Source organism: Sphingobacterium sp. GQ94, from assembly GCF_059758715.1.
In genome coordinates, this window is the sequence record NZ_JCAXEC010000006.1 from 127319 (window position 1) to 151478 (window position 24160).

The window sequence follows — 24160 nt, forward strand, 5'->3', positions numbered from 1 at the left end:
TAAGAGGTTACATAACGGAAACAATTCACTAACAAGACCTTCATGAAGAAGTAATAAATTAATAACGTCATTCTAAACAGACTGGATTCAAACGCTTATTTATTTTTTTTCAGATTGACCGAGGTGGCTCGTCTGATCGCCTCATCACCATACCGAGCGCGCATGGCATCCATCGCTTGATACAAGCGAATAGCTTCTTGGGTATCCTCAAATAAATTAATCTGCTGAAAGCCTTGTACCAAATGACTAAATCGGACACCGATCAAACGCACCAACATGCGCTTGTCGTAAAGTTTACTGAATAATTCCTTCACCTTTTTCAACAATACGGCATCCGAGGCTGTGTAAGAAATAACCAGTTGTTTACTAACGGTATCAAAATTAGCATACCGTAATTTCACCGTAAGGCAACCTGTAAGCTTTTTCTGCTTACGCAGTTCAAAGGTGAGCTTTTCAGTCATACGAATTAATTCACTAGACAAAAACTGCGTATCGATTGTGTCTTGGGCAAAAGTTTCCTCCGCTCCTATACTTTTACGTTCAGAATAAGGAATAATAGGAGAAGGGTCAATACCGTTTGCTTTTCGAGAAAGATCAACACCATTCTTACCCAACAAATTATGCATCATGGGTACCGGGATTTCACTTAAAACTTTGATGGTTCGCACACCCATTTGATGCAAGAGGGAACTGGTTTTTTGACCAATTCCAGGCATACGCTGTATTTTCAGCGGAGCAAGGTAAGCTTTCTCGAGTCCATGTTTTATTTCTATTTGTCCATCTGGCTTAGCATCATCAGTAGCAACCTTACTAATCAATTTATTAGATCCTAGAGCATAACTAATGGGCAAACCACTCTCCTTTTTAACCCTTGCTTTTAATTCGCCCATAAATTGGCTACAACCAAAAAAACGATCCACTCCCGTTAGATCCACATAGAACTCATCTACGCTAGCTTTCTCTAAAACAGGAACACGCTCGCGCAACACATCGGTCACTACCCTTGAGTAATAGGTGTAGCTATCCATATCACCCCGTACCACAATGGCATGTGGACACAAGCGTAGCGCTAACTTCATAGGCATAGCACTATGTACACCAAATTTACGGGTCTCATAACTGCAGGCTGAAACAACAGCTCTATCCCCCATCCCACCAACGATGAGTGGTTTTCCTATAAATCCACTATTCTTTAAACGCTCTACACTAACAAAGAACGTATCCAGATCCAAATGGGAAACAAACCGCTTATTATCCAATAAGTCCATAGTATTTTGAAAAAATGTTTTCCAAAAATACTAAAAAACTTAGCTTAAAATAAATTTATTTTGATCGCTCTTCGATTTCTTTTAAAAGCAGTGGAAAGGCTGGATAGGTCATGCCATGGTCGTAGCCATCCAATTCCAAAAGCTTCACGTCCGTATGACCTACTATTTTTAACATTCGCAATAAATAAGCATTCTCTTCATAGCGGCCAACCATTTCCAATTCGCGGTCACCAGTAATAAGGACAATAGGAGCACTGTCTTTATTAACCCAGTATAGAGGAGCATACTCATCGATAATGGGTTGATTGATACTCATTCCTTTTTGCGAGCGAGCAGTGAAATGTGTAATAGCCTGAGAACTAAAAGGCACAACGGCCAATAAATCCCTATTTGAAAGACCGACCTGCTCCAGATAACGTTTATTTAAAGCGAGCATCAGGTCCAGGTATCCTCCAGCGGAATGCCCTGATAAAACAATCTTCTGTGTACTTCCGCCATATTCTGTTACGTGATCGAAAGTCCATTTAACAGCTCGAGCAGCATCCTGGATAATGTCCTCAACTTTTACCTTAGGAGAGAATCTATAACCAACCCCTACAACAGCAATTCCTTTTTCTTTTAGATAAGAGGGAATTTCTTTTTCACCTCCGGTTAATCCGCCTCCATGAAACCAAATGACAGTGACAAAATCTTTTTTATTGCTAGGGTAATAAAAATCAACCTTACATTTTTGCTGACTATAAGCATCCGCATTCTTATCTGCATAGCTAATATTTTCCATTAACTTGTAATCTGTAGGTTGAGCTGATAAAAAAAATAAGCAGCTCAAAAAGCAAAATGTCATTAAAAATTTTTTCATCCTAGGTTAGCTTTTTGATTAATACAGCCTAAAATTACCATAAATTATTGATTCGCCAAACATTCAGTATCGTCCAAGATCAGCAAGGGTATCGGGTACATTCAAGGATGTTATACATAGGTAGTACCCTCCAATTTATGAAATGATTTTTGTATTTTTACCCTGTTGCAGAAATTCAAACCTGCAAATCCTTCAAAATTTTATGGAAAATACATGAGTGACGAAATCAACAACACAGAAGAGAACAATCAAGTGAGCCCAAATCAAGACCAACAAAGCAATACCATTGCACTTTCAGGACTATATGAAAATTGGTTTCTAGACTATGCCTCTTACGTAATCTTGGATCGTGCAGTACCTCATATCAACGATGGATTCAAACCTGTTCAACGTCGTATTCTTCATTCCTTAAGAGAGATGGATGATGGGCGTTATAACAAAGCGGCTAATGTAATCGGTAATACCATGAAGTACCATCCCCATGGAGACGCCTCCATTGGAGATGCCATGGTTCAATTGGGGCAAAAAGATTTGTTAATTGATTGCCAGGGAAACTGGGGAGATCCAATTACAGGAGATTCAGCAGCGGCAGCCCGTTATATTGAAGGACGTTTGTCTAAATTTGCCAATGAGGTTGTCTTTAACCCCGATACGACCACATGGCAATTAAGCTACGATGGAAGGAACAAAGAACCCGTAACTCTGCCAGTGAAGTTCCCACTTTTATTAACCCAAGGAGCAGAAGGTATAGCCGTAGGTTTGGCCACCAAAATTATGCCTCATAATTTCATAGAACTCATCGATGGCTCTATTCAGGTTCTACGAGGTGAAAGACCAACTATTTATCCAGACTTTCCGACCGGAGGTATGGCCGATGTTTCTGCTTACAATGAAGGACAACGCGGAGGAAAAATTCGCGTTCGGGCGAAAATAGAAGAAAGAGACAAAAAAACGCTTGCAATAACTGAAATACCTTTTGGAACGACCACTGGAAGTTTAATCGATAGTATCGTAAATGCCAATGAAAAAGGAAAGATAAAAATCAAAAAAATAGAGGACAATACGGCTGAATTTGTGGAAATTATGGTTCATTTAGCACCTGGAATTTCTCCAGATATGACCATTGATGCATTGTATGCATTCACAGCATGCGAAACCTCCATTTCTCCAAACACCTGTGTCATCAAAAAGAATAAACCATACTTCATGAGTGTGAATGACATTCTGATTGAAAACACAAAGCAAACTAAAAACCTGCTTAAGCTAGAGCTGGAAATACGGTTACATGAGCTCCAAGAAAAGATATTTTTCAGTTCCTTACTGAAGATTTTCATACAACAGGGCATGTATAAACATGCCGATTATGAGAATGCCGGGAACTTTGAGATCGTCGTTGAGGTGTTGAACCGACTATTTGAACCGTTTTTAGATCAGTTCTATCGTCCGATTACCTCCGAAGACTACAAACGACTAATCGACAAACCGATGAGCAGTATCACCCGTTTTGATGTCAAAAAAGCAGACGATCAGATGGGTTCCCTGGAAGAGGAAATCAAAGAGGTAAAGAAAAACTTACGGAATTTAACCGAATATGCTATTAACTGGTTCGAATACATCCGAACCAAATATGCTAAAGGAAAAGAGCGAAAGACAGAGCTTCGCATATTTGATAAAGTGGAAGCCGCTCAGGTTGCACTCGCCAACGCTAAACTGTATGTCAATCGTGCAGAAGGGTTTATTGGAACCAATATGCGAAAAGACGAACTGGTAAGTGATTGTTCAGATATTGATGACATTATCGTCTTTCGAGCCGATGGAAAATATTCTGTCGTCAAAATACAGGATAAGATATTTGTCGGAAAGGAAATTATCCATGTAGCCGTATTTAAAAAAGGAGATGAACGAACCGTTTACAATGCCATTTACAAAGATGGTGCGAGCGGAACAAACTACGTAAAACGTTTTTCAGTTACTGGAGTAACCCGGGACAAAGATTACGAGATAGGTAAAGGAAGCAAAGGAACTAAAATCTTATATTTCACAGCGAATTCAAACGGTGAAGCTGAAATCGTAAACATCCAGTTAAAACCACATTCAAAATTACGTAAACTTAGTTTTGATCTTGATTTTGCAGAGGTAGCTATTAAAGGACGTGGATCTCAAGGAAACATGGTCTCTAAATATCCTGTGAAGAAGGTTACCTTCAAGAGCGCCGGTATTTCTACCCTTTCTGGCCGAAAAATATGGTATGACGACATACTAAAGCGTCTTAATGCAGACAATAGAGGCCATTATCTAGGCGAGTTTGATGGAGATGATAAAATCCTTATCGTGCTGAGTGATGGATCTTACGAGTTGTCCAATTTTGATCTCAACAACCATTTCGATGAAAAGTTACTTCGAATGGAAAAATACTACCCAGAGTTGGTATATACCGCTATCCACCAAGACCCTAAAAAAACATATTATGTGAAACGTTATAGCTTTGAGGACACTCCAGTTGGAAAACGAATTAAATTCATTCCTGAGGAGAGCAAATTAATTCTCTTAACCAACAACCAAGAACCACATGTTGAATTGGATATTTTAAAAGGAAAATCTCAAACTCATGAGCATTTTGAGCAACTATTAAACGAAATAGTAGATGTGAAAGGGATGAAAGCCCAAGGCAACCGTTTATCGTTTCATACTGTTCAAAAAGTACGATTGACAACTCCAGAAGTAGATCTAACGGAGATCCAACCAACAAAAGAACAGATCTCAGAAGCCGATATTTCAACAGATACGCAAAGACAAAATCAAGATCCTAATCAAAAAGAAGAACAAGCTGAGCAGTTCCAACCCGATTTAGAACCTAAGGTTAACATTCCGCTGGAAATCACGAACCCAGAAGATATTCAAGTGGATGACAATGGACAATTAGGCTTATTTTCAGGATTAAAAAATGACGATTAGCCCACCAGGAGAGATATATAAAGACAAAAACCATTCAATGATTTGAATGGTTTTTGTTTTAGTTGAGCCATCTATACGGTCTAAAAAAAATCAGATACTCGTACCCAATCAACAGACCGAACGGTTATTTCTGTGCTGTTTTTAAATATTTTTGCAGCTTGGGTGCAATCACCACCTGACAAAACTGATTGTCCGGGTTTCGATTAAAATAATCGTGATGGTAATTTTCCGCCACCCAGAACTGACTGGCAGGTTCTACAGCCGTTACAATTGGCCTCTCGAACACTTTATGCATTTCAAGCTCTCCAATCATAGCTTCTGCTTCCTGCTTTTGCTCCTGATTGTGGTAGAATATCACTGAGCGATATTGGGTACCAACGTCTGCTCCCTGGCGATTCAAAGTAGTAGGATCATGCGTTTTAAAGAAAATCGCCAAAAGCTCTTGGAAGCTAAGTTGAGCTTCATCAAATTCAACCTGAGAAACCTCCACATGCCCTGAAGCTCCTGAACAAACTTGTTCATAAGTTGGGTTATCACGTTTTCCTCCCATATAACCAGGTAAAACCGAGGAAACGCCTTTTGTATTTTGAAAAATCACCTCTGTGCACCAAAAGCAACCTCCACCAAATGTAGCTATCATTATAAATTGTTTTTATTTCACAAATTTACCAAGAAATTTTTACTTCGATTCCTTTGGTTTGTAATGATACTTTCCTTTTTCTATTAAATCTTGCTTGTGCGCATCACAAACAGCATAAGTAAACCCATCTTGCAAAGCAAAAGAACCATATTCTCCATTTTTATTAAGCGCTAAAAAGCCTACTTGAATATCTTTTGCGATATCCGGTTTTTTCTTAACAATTCTCAAAACAGCTTCTTTACAAGCATTTTCTGGGGAATATCCCTGACGCATTAACTCCACCACTAAGAAACTCCCAACCGTTCGGATCACTTCCTCTCCCACACCCGTTGAGGTTGCTCCGCCAATTTCATTATCCACATACAATCCAGCACCAATTATTGGGCTATCACCAACCCGCCCATGCATCTTAAAAGCCATTCCGCTGGTGGTGCATGCGCCAGAAAGATTACCTCTTTCATCCAAAGCAAGCATTCCTATCGTATCGTGATTATATTTATTACCAGGTAATTTTTCAGTGGCAAAAGAGGTGTTTTCAATATTCATAATTGGCTCATACTTTTTTTCTTTCAGCCATTCCTTCCAAGCCTTCTCCGCCTGCGGGGTCAACAATTTTTCCTGGATAAAACCATTCTGTAAAGCAAATTGTTTAGCTCCTTCTCCCACCAACATCACATGCGGTGTTTTTTCCATCACCATCCTTGCCACAGAAATTGGATGCGCTATATCTTCCAAAGCAGCAACAGAGCCGCAATTCCCCAATTCATCCATAATACAGGCATCTAGGGTAACATGACCATCCCGATCTGGATATCCTCCCTTTCCAACAGTAGTATTAGAAAGATCGGCCTCAGCAACTTTGACTCCCATTTCTACAGCGTCAAGCGATCTCCCATTTTTGGATAAAACTTTCCAAGCAGCTTGATTAGCCGCAACACCAAAATCCCATGTTGAAATTACAATTGGTTTGCGCACGGGTTTCTCCTTAGACACCTTATTATTCTGGCAAGAAAGAGCAGAGGCTACAGCACTTACGCTGGCAGCTCCAATGATGCCTTGTTTTAAAAAACTTCTTCTTGAACTCATAGTGAATACAATATAAACAATTGGGGTTACATTGGAAAAAAATAATTTTTGTAAATTATGCGTTATTAACAGCACTTTATTTAGAAAATACGTAATAATGTGCTAAAATCACCCTAAATATTAGCATATTTATGCACTATTACCAAAATCAATAGTCTAAAGTCTAAAAACGATGAATAAATTAACAGCTATAATTTGCCTTTTTCTCTGTTTCACCACCGCATCCTTTGCGCAAACAGATTCTACGGTTTATAAAAAAGTAGAAAATATTATCACCCAAGCAAAAAAGACTTTTGCTCCAGATAAAAGAACGAAAATCATCGCGCTCATCCACGCTGATCTACAGAATAACAGCTACACCATTGAAACTTCTGTTCCTGAGGCGATACCGTTTCTTAATTCAAAATTAAAAGCACTTTCAGCCAAAGTCAACATCAAAAACCTACCGGAGATCGCCTTGGGCGAACAGCTATATGGCGTGGTTAACCTTTCGGTTGCCAATTTCCGTACCCAACCGGGAAATGCTTCAGAAATGGCAACTCAAGCACTCCTAGGAACCCAGTTGGATCTTTTACAAAAGGTCCATGGCGAATACAGGGCGCGAACCCCAGAGGGATACATTTCGTATGTTCCAGCCTCATCCGTGGTCCCAATGAATAAGTCAGAAATCCAACAATGGAAAGAAGCTAAAAAAATTATTTATACCCAAGAATTCGGAAAATCTCTTTCCAAAGCGGATCCTCAAAGCACACGGGTATCTGATTTGGTATACGGAGATATTTTAAAATTAGAAGGACAAGAAGGCGATTATTATAAGGTAAGTTATCCTGATGCACGTGTTGCTTTCGTTCCAAAAAATCAGGCAATTCCTTTTGAGCAGTGGATAGACAGCCGCTCCTTAACTTCAGATCATGTCATTTCAAGTGCAAAAACAATGATAGGCCTTCCCTACCTATGGGGAGGAACATCGGTAAAAGGAGTGGATTGCAGTGGCTTTACCAAAACAGCCTATTTGATGAATGGTTACATTATCCCTCGTGATGCATCCCAACAAGTATTGGCGGGAGACACAGTCGATATTTTAGATAAAGATGGACATTTCGATGCGGATAAAGCAATAAAAAACTTAAAACCGGCTGACCTATTATTCTTCGCCTCGGGAAAAAACACCAATCCAAATGCTCGCGTTACCCATGTCGCTCTTTACCTAGGAAATGGGGAATTTATTCATTCAGCAGGTACCGTTCGAATTAATTCGATGTTAAAACAGGCTGCCAATTACGATGATTTTCAAACCAGAACCGTGGTCGCAGCTAGAAGGTATATAGGTACCCAGGATCCCCAGATACAAAAAATTCAAGACAACCCAAATTATAAATAATAATAATAAGCATGAAAGCAGACGAATGGTTTAGCAAAAAGATGGGTAAATTTACCCTAAAATATAAACCTTATACATTGGAGTTGAGGCATGTATTCACGGTGGCCTCCTTCAGTCGTACCACCACTCCTGTAGTCCTTACCGAATTAGAATATGAAGGGATCACAGGTTATGGGGAAGCAAGTATGCCCCCATATCTTGGCGAATCTCAAGAAAGTGTAATGAATTTTTTAAATAAAGTTGACCTTTCTCCATTTTCTTCCCCATATCAAACTGAAGCCTTATTAGCCTATATCGATGAACTCGCGCCAAAGAATACCGCTGCCAAGGCGTCAATTGACATTGCCCTGCATGATCTACTTGGAAAGCTTATGGGGCAACCATTATACAAAATTTGGGGTTTAGACCCAGAATTAATTCCTCCAACTTCATACACCATAGGTATTGATACCCAGGAGATGATCCGAAGAAAAGTAGCCGAAGCTGATCAGTTTAAAATCTTAAAAGTGAAATTAGGATTAGAAACAGATAAAATGATCATTAATACAATTCGATCAGTAACCGATGTTCCTCTATGTGCAGATGTGAATCAAGGCTGGAAAAATAAAGAAGAGGCACTGGAAATGGCTCATTGGTTAAAAGAACAAAATGTGCTATTCTTAGAACAACCTATGCCTAAAGAAATGATGGATGAAAATGCATGGCTGACTGAACATTCTCCCATCCCAACCATCGCAGACGAAGGGTGTCAACGGTTATCAGATGTCGCAGCTTTACAAGGTGTGTATACGGGCATCAATATCAAACTGATGAAATGTACGGGGTTAAGAGAGGCAAAAAAAATGGCAGAACTTGCCAGAGCCTTACACATGAAAGTTATGCTAGGTTGTATGACCGAGACATCATGCGCGATTTCAGCGGCTGCACAATTAGCTCCACTAGTAGACTGGGCAGATTTAGACGGAGCGCTACTCATCGCCAACGATATCTACCAAGGAATGGAGGTTCAAAACGGCCGGTGTATTTTACCTGAACGCGCTGGAATTGGCATTCTTAAAAAATAGATGAAAATTAAAACTAACGAATTAAACTAGAACCAAAACTATGAAAAAACAAATACTCACAACTTTGTGCGTACTGACTTGTGCATCCATTCAGCTTGTAAATGCCCAACAAATTTCTGTGGCCGGTAAGGTAACCGATTCAGAGGGTAAAGTTCTTGAAGGGATAACCATATTGGTGAAGGGATCTTCCAACAGTACCTCAAGCAATGAAAATGGATTATTTTCATTAAATGCGGATCAACATGCAACCCTTGTCTTCACTGCCATTGGATACCAGAAACAAGAAATCAAAATAGCCGCAAGGAAAAGCATAAGCGTCCAGATGGTTCAAGACAATCAAGCGATTGACGAGGTCATGGTGGTCGCTTATGGTACAGCGAAAAAAAGTTCTTATACGGGATCTGCCGCAAATATCAATTACAGTGAGCAAGCAAAGGATATTCCTGTAACTTCATTCGAACAGGCTTTAACGGGAAAAATACCCGGAGTACAGATCAACACAACCTCAGGACAAGCAGGCGCCACCTCGACCGTTCGTGTTCGCGGAATTGGTTCAATGAATGCCTCCAATGAACCTCTATACGTGGTTGACGGTGTACCTACAATGAGTGGTGACGCTGGTCAAATGAACGGAAAATTAGCAGGTACGACCAACAACATCATGTCTACAATCAACCCCAATGACATTGAATCTATCACTATTTTAAAAGACGCAGCTGCGTCCTCTCTATATGGATCGCGCGCCGCTAACGGGGTTGTGATTATCACCACAAAGTCCGGGAAATCTGGGAAACCAAAAATTGACTTCCGAAGCTCTTTGGGCATTACACCGAGCTGGGCTACAGACAACTATAAACCAGGGAATGTCCAGGAGCAGATCCAATATTATTATCAAATATTTCATGACTATAAAACCTCCAATGGAAGTACAGATGTTCAGGCCAATGAATATGCTGTTAATCGGATGAATTCCCGGTTCGGCATGCACGGCTATGAATTCTCAAGCGAGGGTGTGGGTCTGTATGATAAAATCAACATCAAAGGTAAAACAGACGGTGTAGAGAATAGAGATGGTAAATACTTTGATTGGGAAGATGCGTTATTTCGGACAGGTCAATTCCAAACCAACGATTTATCCATCAGTGGAGCAACCGAAGCAACTCGATATTATTCTTCCTTATCCTATACCAAAGAGAAAGGCAGGGCCTACACCAATGAATTTAGTCGCATAGGTGGACGATTAAATTTTTCACAAAAGTTACACGACAAAGTTGAGTTTGCCAGCAACATAAACATTAGCCATAACGGTAAACAAGGCTTTAACGACACAAGAAATACTGGGACCAACTATAATTACTTAGCAAACAATTTACTTTTCCCTTTCTATTGGCCTACAGATTATAAAACGGGTAAAGAATACACGGATCGATATAACTCACTAGGTTATAACCCTTTGTATTATGATAAGCAATGGGAAAATGACTCGAAAACCCTAAGGATAATAGCTGCTCCTTCCTTAACGGTGAAGTTTCTTCCCGAATTGACTGGAAAAACCATTTTCTCGTTCGATAATTCAGAGGTTAAGGACCATTTATATTACAGTCCGATGCATTACCATACCACCTATGGGGAAACGGCCAACGGAACAGTGTTTGAATACAGCACGAACTATCAAAAGTTGCTATCCTCAACAACCCTAAACTACCTTAAATCGTTCGGCAATCACTCCATTGATGTATTGGGTGGATTTGAGGCGGAAAAAAATCAAGTGAATTATCAATACGCTAGTGGTTCAAATCTACCATCAAGCGCTTTGCATACGGTCGAGACTGCAGGGGTTAAAGATGCAAGTGCATATTCATGGGGTAATAATATGTTGTCCGTTTTTTCTAAAGCTGAATACAATTATTTGAACACCTATTTTATTTCGGCTTCCGTGCGCCGAGATGGATCCTCTCGCCTAGGTCCAGACACCAGATGGGGTAATTTTTGGTCGCTATCAGGAGCTTGGAATTTAAAAAATGAAAACTTTTTAGCACAGGCTGACTATTTGGACTTATTAAAACTCAAAGTGTCCTACGGTACCAATGGAACCTTGCCAAGTGAAAATTTCGGATGGAGGTCTCTAGCCGAATATGGAACAAATTACCAGGATCAACCTGGAGGAAATATCGTAACCATTGCTGACCGTGACTTGAAATGGGAAAAAAGTTATTCATTTAACGTAGGAACCGAATTTGCGTTCTTTCAAAATAGATTATTTGGATCTGTCGAATATTTCTCTCGAGATTCAAAAGATTTATTGCAAGATGTAAATATATCTTTGGTTACTGGATTTGGTTCAACGCTTAAAAACGTAGGCCTAATTAACAACCAAGGTATTGAAATTTCATTAGGTGGAGACCTTATCAAAAAGGATGATTTCCGTTGGTCAGCCAGTGTAAACACTTCTTTACTGAAATCTAAGGTATTGAAATTAAGCGAGGGAAAAGATCTAACGTGGTGGGATCCAACTGGAGGAGATGATCGTGTTCAATTTATTTACAGAGAAGGAGAAAATGTGTTCTCCTATTACCTCGCCGAATGGGCAGGTGTCGACCAAAGTAACGGGAAACCAATTTGGTATACCAATGATGGAACAGACGGCGATTTCTTGTTCAATGGCCGAGGAGCTAGCAATAAAGCAAGTGATGCTCAACAAATTATCGCAGGAACTCCAATTCCAAAGGCTTACGGGGGAATCAATACTGATATTGAGTACAAAGGTTTCAGTTTGGGTTTAAACTTTAACTATAAGATAGGTGGAAAAATATTTGACCATGGTTCAAGAGACGTCGCAGAGGACGGATATTATTGGGAAAGAATCCGCTCCTATTATGCGATCCAAGAATCTTGGACTCCCGAGAATACAGACGCGCTTTACCCAAAAACAAATGGAAATGACCCAGAAGATGGTATAACCAGATCTACCCGTCATCTTTATGATGCCTCTTTTATTCGTTTAAAGAACCTCAATTTATCCTACCGGTTACCGCAAGAAATTAGCAATAAGCTAAGGCTAAACAATGTAAGGATATACTTTAATGGCACAAACTTATTAACTGCTTCTAAATTTAAATGGGCAGACCCAGAAGTTAATCAGTTTGGGACAAGAGGATGGGAAACGCCATTTGGTAAATCATACACTTTTGGTTTAGAAATAGGTTTATAAACAATAATTAAAGTCAAATCATGAAAAAGAAATCAATATATATCATAGCCTTAGCGAGTTTATCTTTATTTTCTTGCAAGAACTTCCTGGACGTTCTACCCACCAACTCGACCGAATCAAGCGTGACTATACAAAATTTAGCAGATGCTAAAGTAATGATTAATGGATTAATCCGAAGTTTGGGAGGGTCTAATTATTATGGTCGTAATTTTATGCTGTATGCAGACGCCAAAGGTGGAGATTTAACGATATTATCCCAGGGACGTGGTCTCGATGCACTCTATGTATACAACCATTCAGTCAATAACAACAACTATTCTGGTTTTTGGTCGGAAGGTTACAACGCTATACTTCAAGCAAACAACCTGATTAAAAGCATTGAGAAATTAGAGGCCGAAGGAACAGATCTTGATTTTTCAAACTTTAAGGGACAGGCACTTACAATACGAGCGCTCATACATTTTGATTTAGTCCGCTTGTACGGAAAGACATATACGATGGATGCGACATCTCTCGGAGTACCCATCATCACTGAATTGCTTGAACCAACCGCTCAACCGGTAAGGTCAACCGTGAAGCAAGTTTATGAACAAATTATAACGGACTTAAAACAAGCAGAAGAATTATTACCAAAGAAAGTAGATCCTGGCTACATTAATTACTATGCGAACCAGGCGCTCCAAGCACGCGTTTACTTAACCATGGCAGATCATGAGAATGCCCTTCATGCAGCAGAGCAGGTCATTAATTCAGAAGTTTATTCGTTATATTCCAATTCGGAATGGTTAAATTCTTGGGCTAGTCAATTTGAAAAAGAATCTATTTTTGAAATTGCATTAAGTAAGGATCAAGGGGATTTAGGAGCCTCATCACTAGGTTTCTATTACCTTAGAAGTAAAGATAATAATGCTTTAGGAAACTTCACTGCCTCTGACTATTTTTTAGATCGCCTAGGAAAAGATCAGCAAGATGTCCGGTGGGGAATTTATGCACCGGATGAATTAAGCCGTCAAGCTGCATGTTACAAATATGTTGGTTCAGTTGATAAATCAGGAGATGGTAAGGATAATTTCACAGCAGTGAACATCAAAGTCATTCGCTTATCAGAAGTTTATTTGATTGCGGCAGAAGCAGCACTTAAAAAAGCGGCTCCAGAACCTCTTAAGGCTGCAAATTATTTGAACCAAATCCGAAAACGTTCACCTAATCTCCCACCAGCCACCGCATTGAACGTAAGCCAAGACATGATTTTGGATGAAAAAAGCAAAGAGCTGTATGGCGAAGGTCAACGTTTTTGGGACATGATCAGAACCAATAAAACCATCACATTCAATGATGAACATGTGGGAGTTTCGATGACTCACAGAACCAAATCAATTGATCGTACATTTTACAAAACCATTCTTCCCATTCCCGAAATAGAAATGAATGCTAATCCAGAATTAGCGAAACAACAAAATCCAGAATATTAAACAAAAAAAACAGAAAAAGGATGGGGGTATGCTTAAAAAAGCACACCCCCATCCTTTTATAATCAAAAAAATATCGTCCTCGCTACTAATATGAATAGTTTCCGTAAGAAAAATTACATTTTTCATGACCTTCACTTAATTAAAATGTGATAAATAAAAATTATTATGCATTTTTTTGCGATTATCCTAGAACTATTGTCATAATTCCGTTATATTAGTCATCAAATAACCAATCAAGCTAAAGATGACTCTACCAACCATTATTTCAATTGCGGTAGCCTCGGTTTGCTCAATGCAAACGCTATCCGCACAACAACTCTCTATAGCTGGAAAAATTACCGATACGGAAGGAAAACCTATTTCAGGTGCTTCTGTATTCATAAAAGGAACCCAACAAGGTACCTCCAGCAATGAGAATGGTTTATTCACGATTAACGCTCCTGGAAACGGAACTTTGTCGATCACAGCCGTAGGGTATAGGGCCCATGAGCAACCCATCAATGGTCGCACAAACCTGCAAATTCAATTAAACCACCAACAAAGTGAAATTGATGAGGTTGTGGTGACAGCAATGGGTATTCAAAGAAGCCAAAAATCTCTCGGTTATGGTGCCCAAAGTGTAAATAGTGAGACCCTGAACGTCAATAAACAAACCAATGTGGTTAATGCATTACAGGGAAAAGTTTCAGGAGTTACCATTAGTTCAACAGGTGGAGCACCAGGACAGGGAGCTAATATCCAGATCCGTGGTATTAATTCCATCGACCCCAAAAGAAGCAGTAATCCTTTGTTCATTATCGATGGAATCCAGATGGATAACAGCACAAGCACTGGAGGCGGAAATGCGGAACTCCGGGGAATGAGTAATCGTGCAGTGGATATAAACCCTGATGACATCGAAACTATAAACATTTTAAAAGGAGGAGCCGCGACGGCACTTTATGGTTTACGCGGAGCGAACGGAGTGGTCATGATTACGACTAAATCGGGTAAAAATGGAACGTTAAAAATCGATTATCAAGGCTCTGTCGGGTTCGAAAATGTCAATAAGTTTCCAGACATTCAAGACACCTATACCCAAGGATGGATGGGTAAATATAACTCAGAAGATTTCTGGCCTTCCTTTGGACCTACAGTGGATGTCGCTAAAAAAGAAGATCCCACGCATCCAGATAAATTATACAATCATTTTAAAGAAGCCTTTGATACAGGTAGTCAATATAGAAACTCACTGAGCTTTTCAGGGGGTACTGAAAAAATAAATTTCTTAACCTCTCTGTCCCAACTCAATCAGACTGGAGTACTTCCTGCCTCAAATTTCAAAAATTACCAAGGGAGAATTAATACCAACTTTGAAATTAATGAAAAATTAAAAGGAGGAGCTTCCCTATCTGTAAACAATTCAGGAGGACTACGCGGAAATGCAAACCGCTATGCAGAACAATTAATCTATTGGTCTCCTCGTCATGATTTACGGGATTACATTACCGAAAATGGCACTATGAAATCCTATGGTGAAACAGATAATCCGATTTATGTAGCAAACACAAACCGGTATACAGACAATGTTCTACGTGCAGTAGGTGGCATCAATCTGATGTATTCGCCAGCAAAATGGGTAGATTTCAGTTATCGTTTTGGTATCGATACCTATAGAGATAACAGGGAATGGACCGCTCTAGGATCACAAGGTTTGGCTGATGAAAGAATTGTGTATGACAATGGAGTAGATGGTGCAGATGGAAGAGGTTTTTACAATGTATATAACTACAATTACAGATCTTTTAATAGCACCTTTATCACAACCTTTAAACATGATTTTTCTGACGATCTTAATGCCACACTTCGCTTAGGTCATGAAGTCTTCGATAGCTCCTTAAAAAGAAATGATGTTGAAGGCGGAGACTTAACGGTTTATAATTGGTTTGATTTGCGAAATGCCAACATCTTAAAGACGAACACATACAATGAGAAAAGACGTTTAATGGGTTTCTTCGGAGAACTTGCCTTAACCTACAAAGACTATTTATTTCTGACCCTAACTGGACGAAACGACATCACCTCTACCCTAGAGCGAAGCAATAGATCGTTCTTTTACCCATCGGCATCCTTGAGTTATGTCTTCTCAGATCATTTGGAGCTTCCTGAATCAATCAATTTTGCTAAGTTCCGTCTATCCTACGCTCAAATCGGAAAAGATGCCTTGCCTTATTCAACCAGCTTTGGTTATACGCCGTATACGAATCTCCCAACTGGGTATATCGGGTATACCAGACCTTCCTTACTGGGTGATAGCAAACTCAAACCGGAGTTCACAGATACCTATGAATTGGGGCTGGAAATGAAGTTTTTTGACAGTAGATTTGGATTCGATGTAAATCTATATAACTCAACAAGTAAGGATTTAATTATTCAAGTTCCTGTAACCTCTACGACAGGTTATGTAACTGCATCCATCAATTCAGGAAGTCTGCGCAATAGAGGTTTTGAGGTGACCCTAAATACGGTTCCTGTTAGAAAGGATAATTTCACATGGAATTCAGATTTAAACTTTTCCATCAATAGAAACAAGGTATTGGAAATTCGAGACGATTTATCCGAAATTGTAGTTGCCTCCGAATCTGGTTATCTAAGTTCCACCGTGTCAATGAAATTAATTCCAGGAGAATCATACGGAACCCTTTTTGGAAGAAGTTACAAAAGATACTACACTGAACAAGAAATAGCTGAAGGATTGGACAAATCACCCGAATTGGATGAGAGTCGTCCTTATTTAATTGGAAGTAACGGATTCCCCGTTTTAGAATCAACCTCGGTACCTAAAAAATTAGGAAACGTACAACCGGATTGGATTGCAGGATGGAATAATAGCTTTAACTACAAAAATCTTTCTTTCGGATTCTTAATTGATGCACGTGTTGGACAAGACCGATACAACCAACTAGGAAATTACATGTCTTCCTTTGGAACGGCAACGTATACCGAAAACAGAAACGATCATAAAGTTTTTGAAGGTGTGTTGGCGGATGGATCAACAAATACCAAGGAAGTTTGGTTAGGACAGGGCAAAGATCCTAAAACCGGAATTGATTATGGTAATGGATATTATAGAAATTATCACCGTGGCAATTCAGACTTTTTCGTTGAGGACGCTTCATGGGTAAGATTGAGATCCGTTTCGGTGGGTTACAGTCTACCAAAATCGTGGTTGGAAAACAAATTTATTCAGCATGCAAAAGTTTCGGTAGTGGGTAATAATGTAGCACTTTGGACCAAATACTCTGGTTACGATCCTGAAAACTCAACTACTGCTAGTGGCTCTAATATTGATGGATTTGCAGGTATGACCTACCCCGCTGTTCGAAGTTTCTTATTCAGCTTAAATCTTGGCTTTTAATCTTTAAAAACATGAAAAATCTAATTAAAATAGGAAAAATATCCATCCTTGCTTTAGGGCTGATTTCATTGAACAGCTGTAAGGATTATTTTGAACTAACGGATAACCCGAATCTTGTTCAAACTCCACCCCTTAACGCGCTGTTAACCACAGCAACACATAAGGCAGCATTTAATAACTATAGAATCGCCTCGTTTACTAATTATTACACACAATATTTGGCAAGTCCATCTTCTGGTTCGGATACAGATACGTATCAGATCACAAACAATTCAAGCACTTGGGACAACCTTTATTATGCGCTATCGGATTTGTATGACATGATGAAATTATCAGAAGAATCGGCAGCTTATGAGCATTTAGGGGTAGCGCAATTGTTAATGGCTTATCAACTTGGATTGGTTGCCGATACCTGGGGAAGTGCTCCGTATAGTCAGGCTTTTTATAAAGAACCTGTGATTTTAATCCCTTACGATAGCGAGGAAGAGTTATATCAAGCGCAGCAAGATTTAGTAAATAAGGCCATCGAAAATTTAAACCGTTCTGATGCATCCCAAAGTTTGGGAGAGAATAACGACTTATTTTTCAAAGGGGATCTTGGAAAATGGACTAAATTTGCTTACGGTATCCAAGCGAGGCTTTTAAATAAAATCAGTAAAAAGGCCAATTACAATCCTAAGGCTGTTTTGGCTGCTACAGCCAAATCATTAAGTTCCAATGCGGACGACGTGACCATGGGAACTTACGATGGAATTAATCCTTGGGCCTCAATCGCCAGAAGTAACCTAAACAATGTCTTAGGCGGTTGGCTCTCCAGTAATTTCATTGATCAATTAAATGGAAAAACCTATGGAATTGAAGATCCTCGTATTGCAAAAATCACTGAAAAAACGGTACATAATACCTATGTCGGCACTAGAAACGGTGAAGGGAATACGGGGGCTGCCAATACCGTTCGTGATGAATGTTACATCAGTTATAACTCTCCATTAACAAGCGATGCCTCTACCTTGGACATCCTTAATTTTGCTGAAATCAAATTCATTGAAGCTGAAGCTGCATTTCGAGATAACAACAAAACCCTTGCTTATTCCTCATATTTAGCAGGCGTACAGGCGAACATGGAAAAATTAACAGTTGGCAATTCGCAGGCTCAGGCCTACATCACGGCGATCTCAAAAGGCGCAAACAATCTAACTTTGTTAGATATTTTCAAAGAGAAATACATTGTAACCTACCTGAATTCAGAAAGTTGGAATGATGCCAGACGATTTGATTATAAATACAAAGATTTCAAACTGCCTATTGGCTCAGTTCTAGGAAATGAGTTCATACGTAGGGTGGCGTATCCTTCAAATGAAATTGCCGAAAATGGAAGTAATGTACCTTCTGAGGTTCCTTTGAGCACCAAACTTTGGTGGGATCAACCATAAATTCATCCCTTAAAAAGAAAATAAAACAGGCCGTCCAAAGATCTTTAGGACGGCCTGTTTTGCGATTATTCATTTTCACTTGATGCAAACCAGCAAATCAGATTCAAATACAAATTAATGCATCAACAACAAACTCAGAAGAACCAGAATCATCAATAAAATAGAAAATGCAAGTGAATTGACTACAAAAACCGCTATTCCAATTGCAATACTCATTCTTTTTCTGGTTCCATAATGACGTCTGTGTGCAATAAAGAAATAAATCGTAGCATAGATCATTGCGATACCATACAGCCATGTACTTAAATAAGTAAACCAACTAGAGGAGTGAAGTAAGGGCTCAACCAAATTAATAATCAAAAAGAAAGTGACAATTAATAAAAGAAAGGAGAAATAATGGAGTGTAAAGACCCCGTGGTCAAAATACCACCATTTCTTTTTGTCGTGGAATACCCAAAGAAAAAAAGCAAAAACCGGAAGGTAGAAAAACAATGCTTTTGGAAAAGTGTGCATGAACACAATTAAAAAATTCCGCGCTATTTCAGAAAGTGTTTGCTCTTGTTCTTTTAATTCAAAGAATTTCTTAGCAAAAGGCCTTAACACTTTTCTTATAAAAGACTTATTTTCAGCCGTTAACGAATCATACTCTGCTAAGGAATTTACATCTGCAATTTTTGCATCTTTCAAGTTCAGGTCAATAATCTCGGGCTTTTTTTGCTGGTGATTTCCATCGGGTTCAGGAAGTCCTTGCAAAACCCTTTGAATAACAATCGAATCTTCAGGGCTTAAATTGGCCGCCTCCAGCGTGCGTTCAACATTAATGAGCTGTCTGACACTATCCACACCAATATCAGTTGAATTTGAGTTATTTTTATGAATATTTACCCCAACAAACGAAGCGATGAAAAAAGTGACAAATGAGATAAAAATGTAGAGCTTAACCGGAGGGACATAGGATTGCCGCTGTCCGAGGAGATAGATTTTCGTCAGCCGCCCCGGATTGAATACAAGATAACGCATAGTCTTCCAAAACTGTCCATCATAATGCGTAAAGTCTTCAAAAAAATGAGTAAAAAGGTAATAGAACGGTTGCCTTGTTTCTATATTTTCCTGTCCACAATTTGGACAATATTTCTGTTCAACAAAATGACCGCAATTTAAGCATTTCTTATCCTGTCTTAATTTTCCGTGACTCATCTATTTGGTTAGTTTTTTGTGCAAAATAATAGATTTTATTGAAAGCATGAAGTTGAAAAAGAAAAATAATATCTCTGTCTTAGGCTTTTTCTTTCAGAACGCAAAATTTTTCCAATAACAAAAAATGGATTTTCGTTTTGAGCTAATCTATTTTTGGTATCCTTGACCCTTTATTTCCTTTATTTCATAAAATGTTCTTTAAATGTGTCCAAACATTATCCGCTAGAATACGCTGACCTTCCTTTGTCGGGTGAATACCATCTGCTTGATTTAACGTTTGAATACCCGCCACATCCTCTAATAAAAAAGGAACCAAAGCCATGTTATGTTTCTTCGCTAATTTTGGAAAGATAGACGCAAAGTCTTCAAAATACTGTTTTCCCATACTCGGAGGAACCATCATTCCAGTTAAAACCAATTTACAACTCGGATAAGCCTTCTTCACTTTAATTACAATTGCATCCAAATTTCGGAAAGTAGCCTCTGTGGGAATGCCGCGCAAACCATCATTAGCTCCTAGTTCCAACACGAAAACATCAAGTGAATCCTTTAACAACCAATCTATTCGTTCCTTTCCAGCAGCGGAAGTCTCACCACTTAGGCCCGCATTTACACAAATATAAGGAAGCCCCAAAGAATCTATTTTTTGTTGAATCAATGCAGGGAATGCCTCGGATTGATTGTCCAAACCAAGTCCGGCGGTTAGACTATTTCCAAAAAATAGAATACGTTTCATGGTCTGGGTGTTATTGGTAGAAGGAAGATCATCTGGATTTTCAGTCTGCTTAGAATTCGAACTATTGCAAGATGGAAGTAAAAAAACAGCCATTATTGCCAATAATAATATTTTGATATCATTCATTAAGCTAAATTAATCAAAATATCAATACATTTATTAGATATGGCAGCCTCTATAATTCTACAAGTACAAGGTGTTTTCAAACATTATCAAATAGGAAGTACTAAAATTCCTGTTTTAAACGACATCAATTTCGAAATTGAGCAAGGTTCTAGCGTTGCTATTGTTGGTCCCTCTGGAAGTGGTAAGACGACTTTACTGGGTTTGTGCGCCGGACTTGATCATAGCTCTCAAGGAGATATTACCTTAAATGAAATAAAACTCACTGGGTTGAGCGAGGATAAACTGGCACAAATTCGAAATGAACATGTGGGTTTTGTATTTCAGAATTTCCAATTGCTCCCTACTCTAACGGCACTGGAGAATGTATTAGTTCCTATGGAGTTGCGTGGGATGAAAAATAAACACCAACAAGCCATAGATTTACTGGAAAAAGTTGGGTTAAGCGCTCGTGCAGATCACTACCCCTCTCAATTATCTGGCGGCGAACAACAGCGCGTCTCTTTAGCCCGGGCATTCGCAAATAAACCAAAAATACTATTTGCAGATGAACCAACTGGAAATCTTGATGCGGAGACCAGTCTAATTATTGAGGATATGCTCTTTCAGTTGAATAAAGAATCTGGAACGACCTTGGTCATTGTAACTCATGACTTAGATCTTGCTGCAAAAACCCAAAAGGTTATTCCAATTAAAGGAGGAATGATACGATGAATTGGAAATGGATCCTCTTAATGGCCTGGCGAGATAGTCGTAAAAACCGATCTAGGTTATTTTTATTTATCTCTTCAATCATACTAGGAATTGCTGCACTAGTGGCAATGAATTCTTTCAACAAAAATTTAAAACAGGACATTAATACGCAAGCCGCTGAATTGATTGGTGCGGATTTAGCGTTGCAAAGCAGGCGATTGCCATCACAACAGACACTGAATTTCATCGACTCTCTGAAAAGATTGAGTGAGGATTTCGCCAAAGAAGAGAGGTTCTTCTCTATGATTCGATTTCCAAAAGCTGCTGGTTCTAAATTAGTCCAAGTGCGTGCCCTAGAAGGAAAATTTCCATTTTATGGTAAGATCGAAACCGATCCATTAGATCATTTTTCTGACTTTGAAAAAAAACAGGGTGTGTTTCTAGAAAATTCTCTTTTGCTGCAATTCAATTCAAAAGTTGGAGATTCCGTACAATTGGGCAATAACACCTACACAATACTGGGCAATGTCCTTTCGCAACCAGGACAAACGTCCATTTCCGGAGCGATGGCTCCTTCTGTTTTTGTCCCCATAGCACAATTAGCAAATTCTGGTCTTCAACAAACAGGAAGCCGCATAGAGTATCATTATTATTTTAAGCTCCCTAAGAATTTTGCAATAGATAAAAAAATAAAAAAATTACAAAAGCGCATTGAGGGTTTGCAATTAAGCGCTGCAACCATACAAACCACAAAAGAGAATACAGGAAGATCCTTTGAGGATATGGCTAGTTTTATGGAACTAGTTGGTTTTGTTGCGCTCTTGTTAGGTTGTATCGGCGTTTCAAGTTCAGTCCAGATCTATGTAAGGGAGAAGTTAATCTCTGTAGCAGTATTGCGTTGTCTAGGAGCCTCAGCCAAACAAGCATTCTTTATTTTCTTAATCCAATTCGCAGCCATAGGACTACTCGGTGGAATTATCGGGGCTGTTCTCGGAACATTGATTCAGTATTTGATTCCACTGGTTATGCAAGATATATTACCGGTGTCACTATCTACAGGAGTTTCCTGGTTTGCCATCCTTGAAGGCATCGGATTAGGAGTTATCATTGCTGTATTGTTTGCCTTATTACCCTTATTAACTGTTCGAAATATTTCTCCACTTAATTCTATTCGCATTACAGATAAACAAGAGCATTTATTTAAAGACAAGCTGAACTGGTGGATTTATCTGCTAATTATTGGATTCATTACAGGTTTTGCACGACTTCAAATGAACGATTGGATCCAAACTCTTTTTTTTGTTCTTGGAGTCGGATTAACGTTCTTATTACTCTATGGGGTGGCCAAAGGCCTTACCCTATGCATTCGGAAATATTTCCCAAAGAAATGGCCGTATTTATGGAGACAGGGGCTCTCGAATTTGTACAGACCAAATAATCAAACGATTATTTTAATGGTTTCAATAGGACTAGGAACAGCATTGATAGCAACTATGTTTTTGGTTCAGGATTTATTGATAAACAGAGTTCGCGTATCTTCTGAGCAAAGTCAGGCAAATATGCTGATGTTCGATATCCAGCAGACCCAGCGGGATTCCCTGATTACTTTGGCAAGATCTGAAGGGTATCCCATTTTGGAATCTGTCCCAATTGTAACAATGCAATTGGAAAGTATTAATGGCACTACGCTACAGGATGTTTTAGCTGACACTTCTCAAGAAATTTCATCTAGAGCGTTTCGTGGCGAAATAAGAGCAACCTATAGAGATTCTTTAACAGATTCTGAAAGTTTGACATCTGGAAAATGGGTTCCAAAAGTAGCTCAAAATGACACAGCTTCTGTTTCGTTGGATAAAGGATATGCAGAAAATTTAAATGTAAAAGTAGGTGATAACCTTTCCTTCAATGTACAAGGATTAGTTATAGCGGCAAAAGTCAGCAGCATAAGGCAAGTGGATTGGAATAGATTCCAATCCAATTTTAGGGTCGTATTTGCTAAAGGAAGCATCGATCAGGCTCCTCAGTTCTATTTAATGATGACAAAAGTACCTTCAACCTTAGCATCCAGCAAGTTTCAACAGAAAATCGTTACTAGTTTTCCAAATGTTTCGGTTATTGATATGAAAGCTATTCTTGAGATCCTTCAAAAAATCCTGGAAAAAATTGGGTTTATCATCCAATTTATGGGAGCATTCAGTATCCTAACAGGGATTATTGTGTTGATTGCATCGGTTAGAATCAGTAAGTTCCAACGGGCCCGAGAAAATGTGTTGTTACGGACCTTGGGGGCAAGTAGAAAACAGATATATGCAATAACCCTCAGTGAGTATCTCTTTCTTGGATTCTTCTCTGCATTAACTGGGATAATTATATCCCTAATTGCAAGTTATCTTTTGGCTATTTTGGTCTTTAAGAGTGTATTTTTACCATCCATGGGAATGATGCTTCTACTCATGTCTTTCGTTGTACTGCTGACAGTAGTAATTGGTTTAATTAATAGTTTATCGGTCATTAATCGCTCTCCTCTCGAAGCTTTAAGAAAGGATTAACTTTACTAAAACATTTTGAAATCCACCCATGTCTTACCAAGGTATACTAAAGGAATACCCATTTGCCATTAGCAATGGGTATTCTTATGTCAATAA

At 39.0% G+C, this 24160-nt stretch carries 15 protein-coding genes; 9 read left to right on the plus strand and 6 right to left on the minus strand.

Annotated features, from left to right (window positions below; genetic code table 11):
- Window positions 1–95: 95 nt before the first annotated feature.
- Together dinB and AC6CHH_RS07930 are read right to left on the minus strand one after the other, a co-directional pair.
- Entirely contained in the window at window positions 96–1268 is a 1173-nt protein-coding gene (gene dinB / locus AC6CHH_RS07925) for a DNA polymerase IV (RefSeq protein WP_498281559.1), read from the minus strand.
- Window positions 1269–1323: 55 nt separating this feature from the next.
- Complete coding sequence (locus AC6CHH_RS07930) at window positions 1324–2049, minus strand: alpha/beta hydrolase (RefSeq protein WP_498281561.1); 726 nt, start codon at window positions 2047–2049, stop codon at window positions 1324–1326.
- A 291-nt stretch (window positions 2050–2340) separates the two neighbouring features.
- Between AC6CHH_RS07930 and AC6CHH_RS07935 the strand changes: the two genes are divergently transcribed.
- On the plus strand, window positions 2341–5082 hold the full coding sequence (locus tag AC6CHH_RS07935) for a DNA gyrase/topoisomerase IV subunit A (RefSeq protein ID WP_498281563.1): 2742 nt from the start codon (window positions 2341–2343) through the stop codon (window positions 5080–5082).
- A 124-nt stretch (window positions 5083–5206) separates the two neighbouring features.
- Here AC6CHH_RS07935 and msrA read toward each other — a convergent pair whose 3' ends face one another.
- On the minus strand, window positions 5207–5722 hold the full coding sequence (msrA, locus tag AC6CHH_RS07940; RefSeq protein WP_498281565.1) for a peptide-methionine (S)-S-oxide reductase MsrA: 516 nt from the start codon (window positions 5720–5722) through the stop codon (window positions 5207–5209).
- 39 nt (window positions 5723–5761) lie between these two features.
- Window positions 5762–6808, minus strand: coding sequence for a glycosylasparaginase (locus AC6CHH_RS07945; protein ID WP_498281567.1), 1047 nt, complete (start codon window positions 6806–6808; stop codon window positions 5762–5764).
- Window positions 6809–6980: 172 nt separating this feature from the next.
- On the opposite strand from AC6CHH_RS07945, the gene AC6CHH_RS07950 reads away from it, so the two are divergent.
- The 6 genes from AC6CHH_RS07950 to AC6CHH_RS07975 all read left to right on the plus strand — a co-directional run bounded on the left by AC6CHH_RS07950 (window position 6981) and on the right by AC6CHH_RS07975 (window position 18766).
- The gene (locus AC6CHH_RS07950; protein ID WP_498281569.1) at window positions 6981–8189 is read left to right on the plus strand and encodes a C40 family peptidase; all 1209 of its coding nucleotides are present in this window, start codon (window positions 6981–6983) and stop codon (window positions 8187–8189) included.
- 11 nt (window positions 8190–8200) lie between these two features.
- Complete coding sequence (locus AC6CHH_RS07955; protein ID WP_498281571.1) at window positions 8201–9253, plus strand: dipeptide epimerase; 1053 nt, start codon at window positions 8201–8203, stop codon at window positions 9251–9253.
- Between the two features lie 40 nt (window positions 9254–9293).
- Window positions 9294–12464, plus strand: a complete 3171-nt coding sequence (locus AC6CHH_RS07960) for a SusC/RagA family TonB-linked outer membrane protein (RefSeq protein ID WP_498281573.1) — start codon at window positions 9294–9296, stop codon at window positions 12462–12464.
- Between the two features lie 20 nt (window positions 12465–12484).
- Window positions 12485–13936 carry a RagB/SusD family nutrient uptake outer membrane protein gene (locus AC6CHH_RS07965; RefSeq protein ID WP_498281575.1) on the plus strand — a complete coding sequence of 484 codons (1452 nt, stop codon included), beginning with the start codon at window positions 12485–12487 and terminating at the stop codon, window positions 13934–13936.
- Between the two features lie 244 nt (window positions 13937–14180).
- Window positions 14181–17333 (plus strand): SusC/RagA family TonB-linked outer membrane protein, encoded by a 3153-nt coding sequence (locus AC6CHH_RS07970; RefSeq protein WP_498281577.1) that lies wholly within the window; start codon window positions 14181–14183, stop codon window positions 17331–17333.
- Window positions 17334–17344: 11 nt separating this feature from the next.
- The gene (locus AC6CHH_RS07975; protein WP_498281579.1) at window positions 17345–18766 is read left to right on the plus strand and encodes a SusD/RagB family nutrient-binding outer membrane lipoprotein; all 1422 of its coding nucleotides are present in this window, start codon (window positions 17345–17347) and stop codon (window positions 18764–18766) included.
- A 114-nt stretch (window positions 18767–18880) separates the two neighbouring features.
- Here AC6CHH_RS07975 and AC6CHH_RS07980 read toward each other — a convergent pair whose 3' ends face one another.
- Both AC6CHH_RS07980 and AC6CHH_RS07985 read right to left on the minus strand, forming a co-directional pair.
- Window positions 18881–19963 carry a DUF3667 domain-containing protein gene (locus AC6CHH_RS07980; RefSeq protein WP_498281581.1) on the minus strand — a complete coding sequence of 361 codons (1083 nt, stop codon included), beginning with the start codon at window positions 19961–19963 and terminating at the stop codon, window positions 18881–18883.
- A gap of 184 nt (window positions 19964–20147) precedes the next feature.
- Window positions 20148–20825 carry an arylesterase gene (locus AC6CHH_RS07985; RefSeq protein ID WP_498281583.1) on the minus strand — a complete coding sequence of 226 codons (678 nt, stop codon included), beginning with the start codon at window positions 20823–20825 and terminating at the stop codon, window positions 20148–20150.
- Window positions 20826–20864: 39 nt separating this feature from the next.
- On the opposite strand from AC6CHH_RS07985, the gene AC6CHH_RS07990 reads away from it, so the two are divergent.
- Complete coding sequence (locus AC6CHH_RS07990) at window positions 20865–21536, plus strand: ABC transporter ATP-binding protein (protein WP_498281585.1); 672 nt, start codon at window positions 20865–20867, stop codon at window positions 21534–21536.
- Window positions 21533–24064 carry an ABC transporter permease gene (locus AC6CHH_RS07995; RefSeq protein WP_498281587.1) on the plus strand — a complete coding sequence of 844 codons (2532 nt, stop codon included), beginning with the start codon at window positions 21533–21535 and terminating at the stop codon, window positions 24062–24064. The genes AC6CHH_RS07990 and AC6CHH_RS07995 overlap by 4 nt, the downstream gene beginning before the upstream one ends.
- The last annotated feature ends 96 nt before the right edge of the window (window positions 24065–24160 follow it).

Excerpts from the sequence above, each read along its gene's own strand:
- dinB (WP_498281559.1), bottom strand. The coding sequence starts at position 1,268 with ATGGACTTATTGGATAATAAGCGGTTTGTTTCCCATTTGGATCTGGAT.
- AC6CHH_RS07930 (WP_498281561.1), bottom strand. The coding sequence starts at position 2,049 with ATGGAAAATATTAGCTATGCAGATAAGAATGCGGATGCTTATAGTCAG.
- AC6CHH_RS07935 (WP_498281563.1), top strand. The coding sequence starts at position 2,341 with ATGAGTGACGAAATCAACAACACAGAAGAGAACAATCAAGTGAGCCCA.
- msrA (WP_498281565.1), bottom strand. The coding sequence starts at position 5,722 with ATGATAGCTACATTTGGTGGAGGTTGCTTTTGGTGCACAGAGGTGATT.
- AC6CHH_RS07945 (WP_498281567.1), bottom strand. The coding sequence starts at position 6,808 with ATGAGTTCAAGAAGAAGTTTTTTAAAACAAGGCATCATTGGAGCTGCC.
- AC6CHH_RS07950 (WP_498281569.1), top strand. The coding sequence starts at position 6,981 with ATGAATAAATTAACAGCTATAATTTGCCTTTTTCTCTGTTTCACCACC.
- AC6CHH_RS07955 (WP_498281571.1), top strand. The coding sequence starts at position 8,201 with ATGAAAGCAGACGAATGGTTTAGCAAAAAGATGGGTAAATTTACCCTA.
- AC6CHH_RS07960 (WP_498281573.1), top strand. The coding sequence starts at position 9,294 with ATGAAAAAACAAATACTCACAACTTTGTGCGTACTGACTTGTGCATCC.
- AC6CHH_RS07965 (WP_498281575.1), top strand. The coding sequence starts at position 12,485 with ATGAAAAAGAAATCAATATATATCATAGCCTTAGCGAGTTTATCTTTA.
- AC6CHH_RS07970 (WP_498281577.1), top strand. The coding sequence starts at position 14,181 with ATGACTCTACCAACCATTATTTCAATTGCGGTAGCCTCGGTTTGCTCA.
- AC6CHH_RS07975 (WP_498281579.1), top strand. The coding sequence starts at position 17,345 with ATGAAAAATCTAATTAAAATAGGAAAAATATCCATCCTTGCTTTAGGG.
- AC6CHH_RS07980 (WP_498281581.1), bottom strand. The coding sequence starts at position 19,963 with ATGAGTCACGGAAAATTAAGACAGGATAAGAAATGCTTAAATTGCGGT.
- AC6CHH_RS07985 (WP_498281583.1), bottom strand. The coding sequence starts at position 20,825 with ATGAATGATATCAAAATATTATTATTGGCAATAATGGCTGTTTTTTTA.
- AC6CHH_RS07990 (WP_498281585.1), top strand. The coding sequence starts at position 20,865 with ATGGCAGCCTCTATAATTCTACAAGTACAAGGTGTTTTCAAACATTAT.
- AC6CHH_RS07995 (WP_498281587.1), top strand. The coding sequence starts at position 21,533 with ATGAATTGGAAATGGATCCTCTTAATGGCCTGGCGAGATAGTCGTAAA.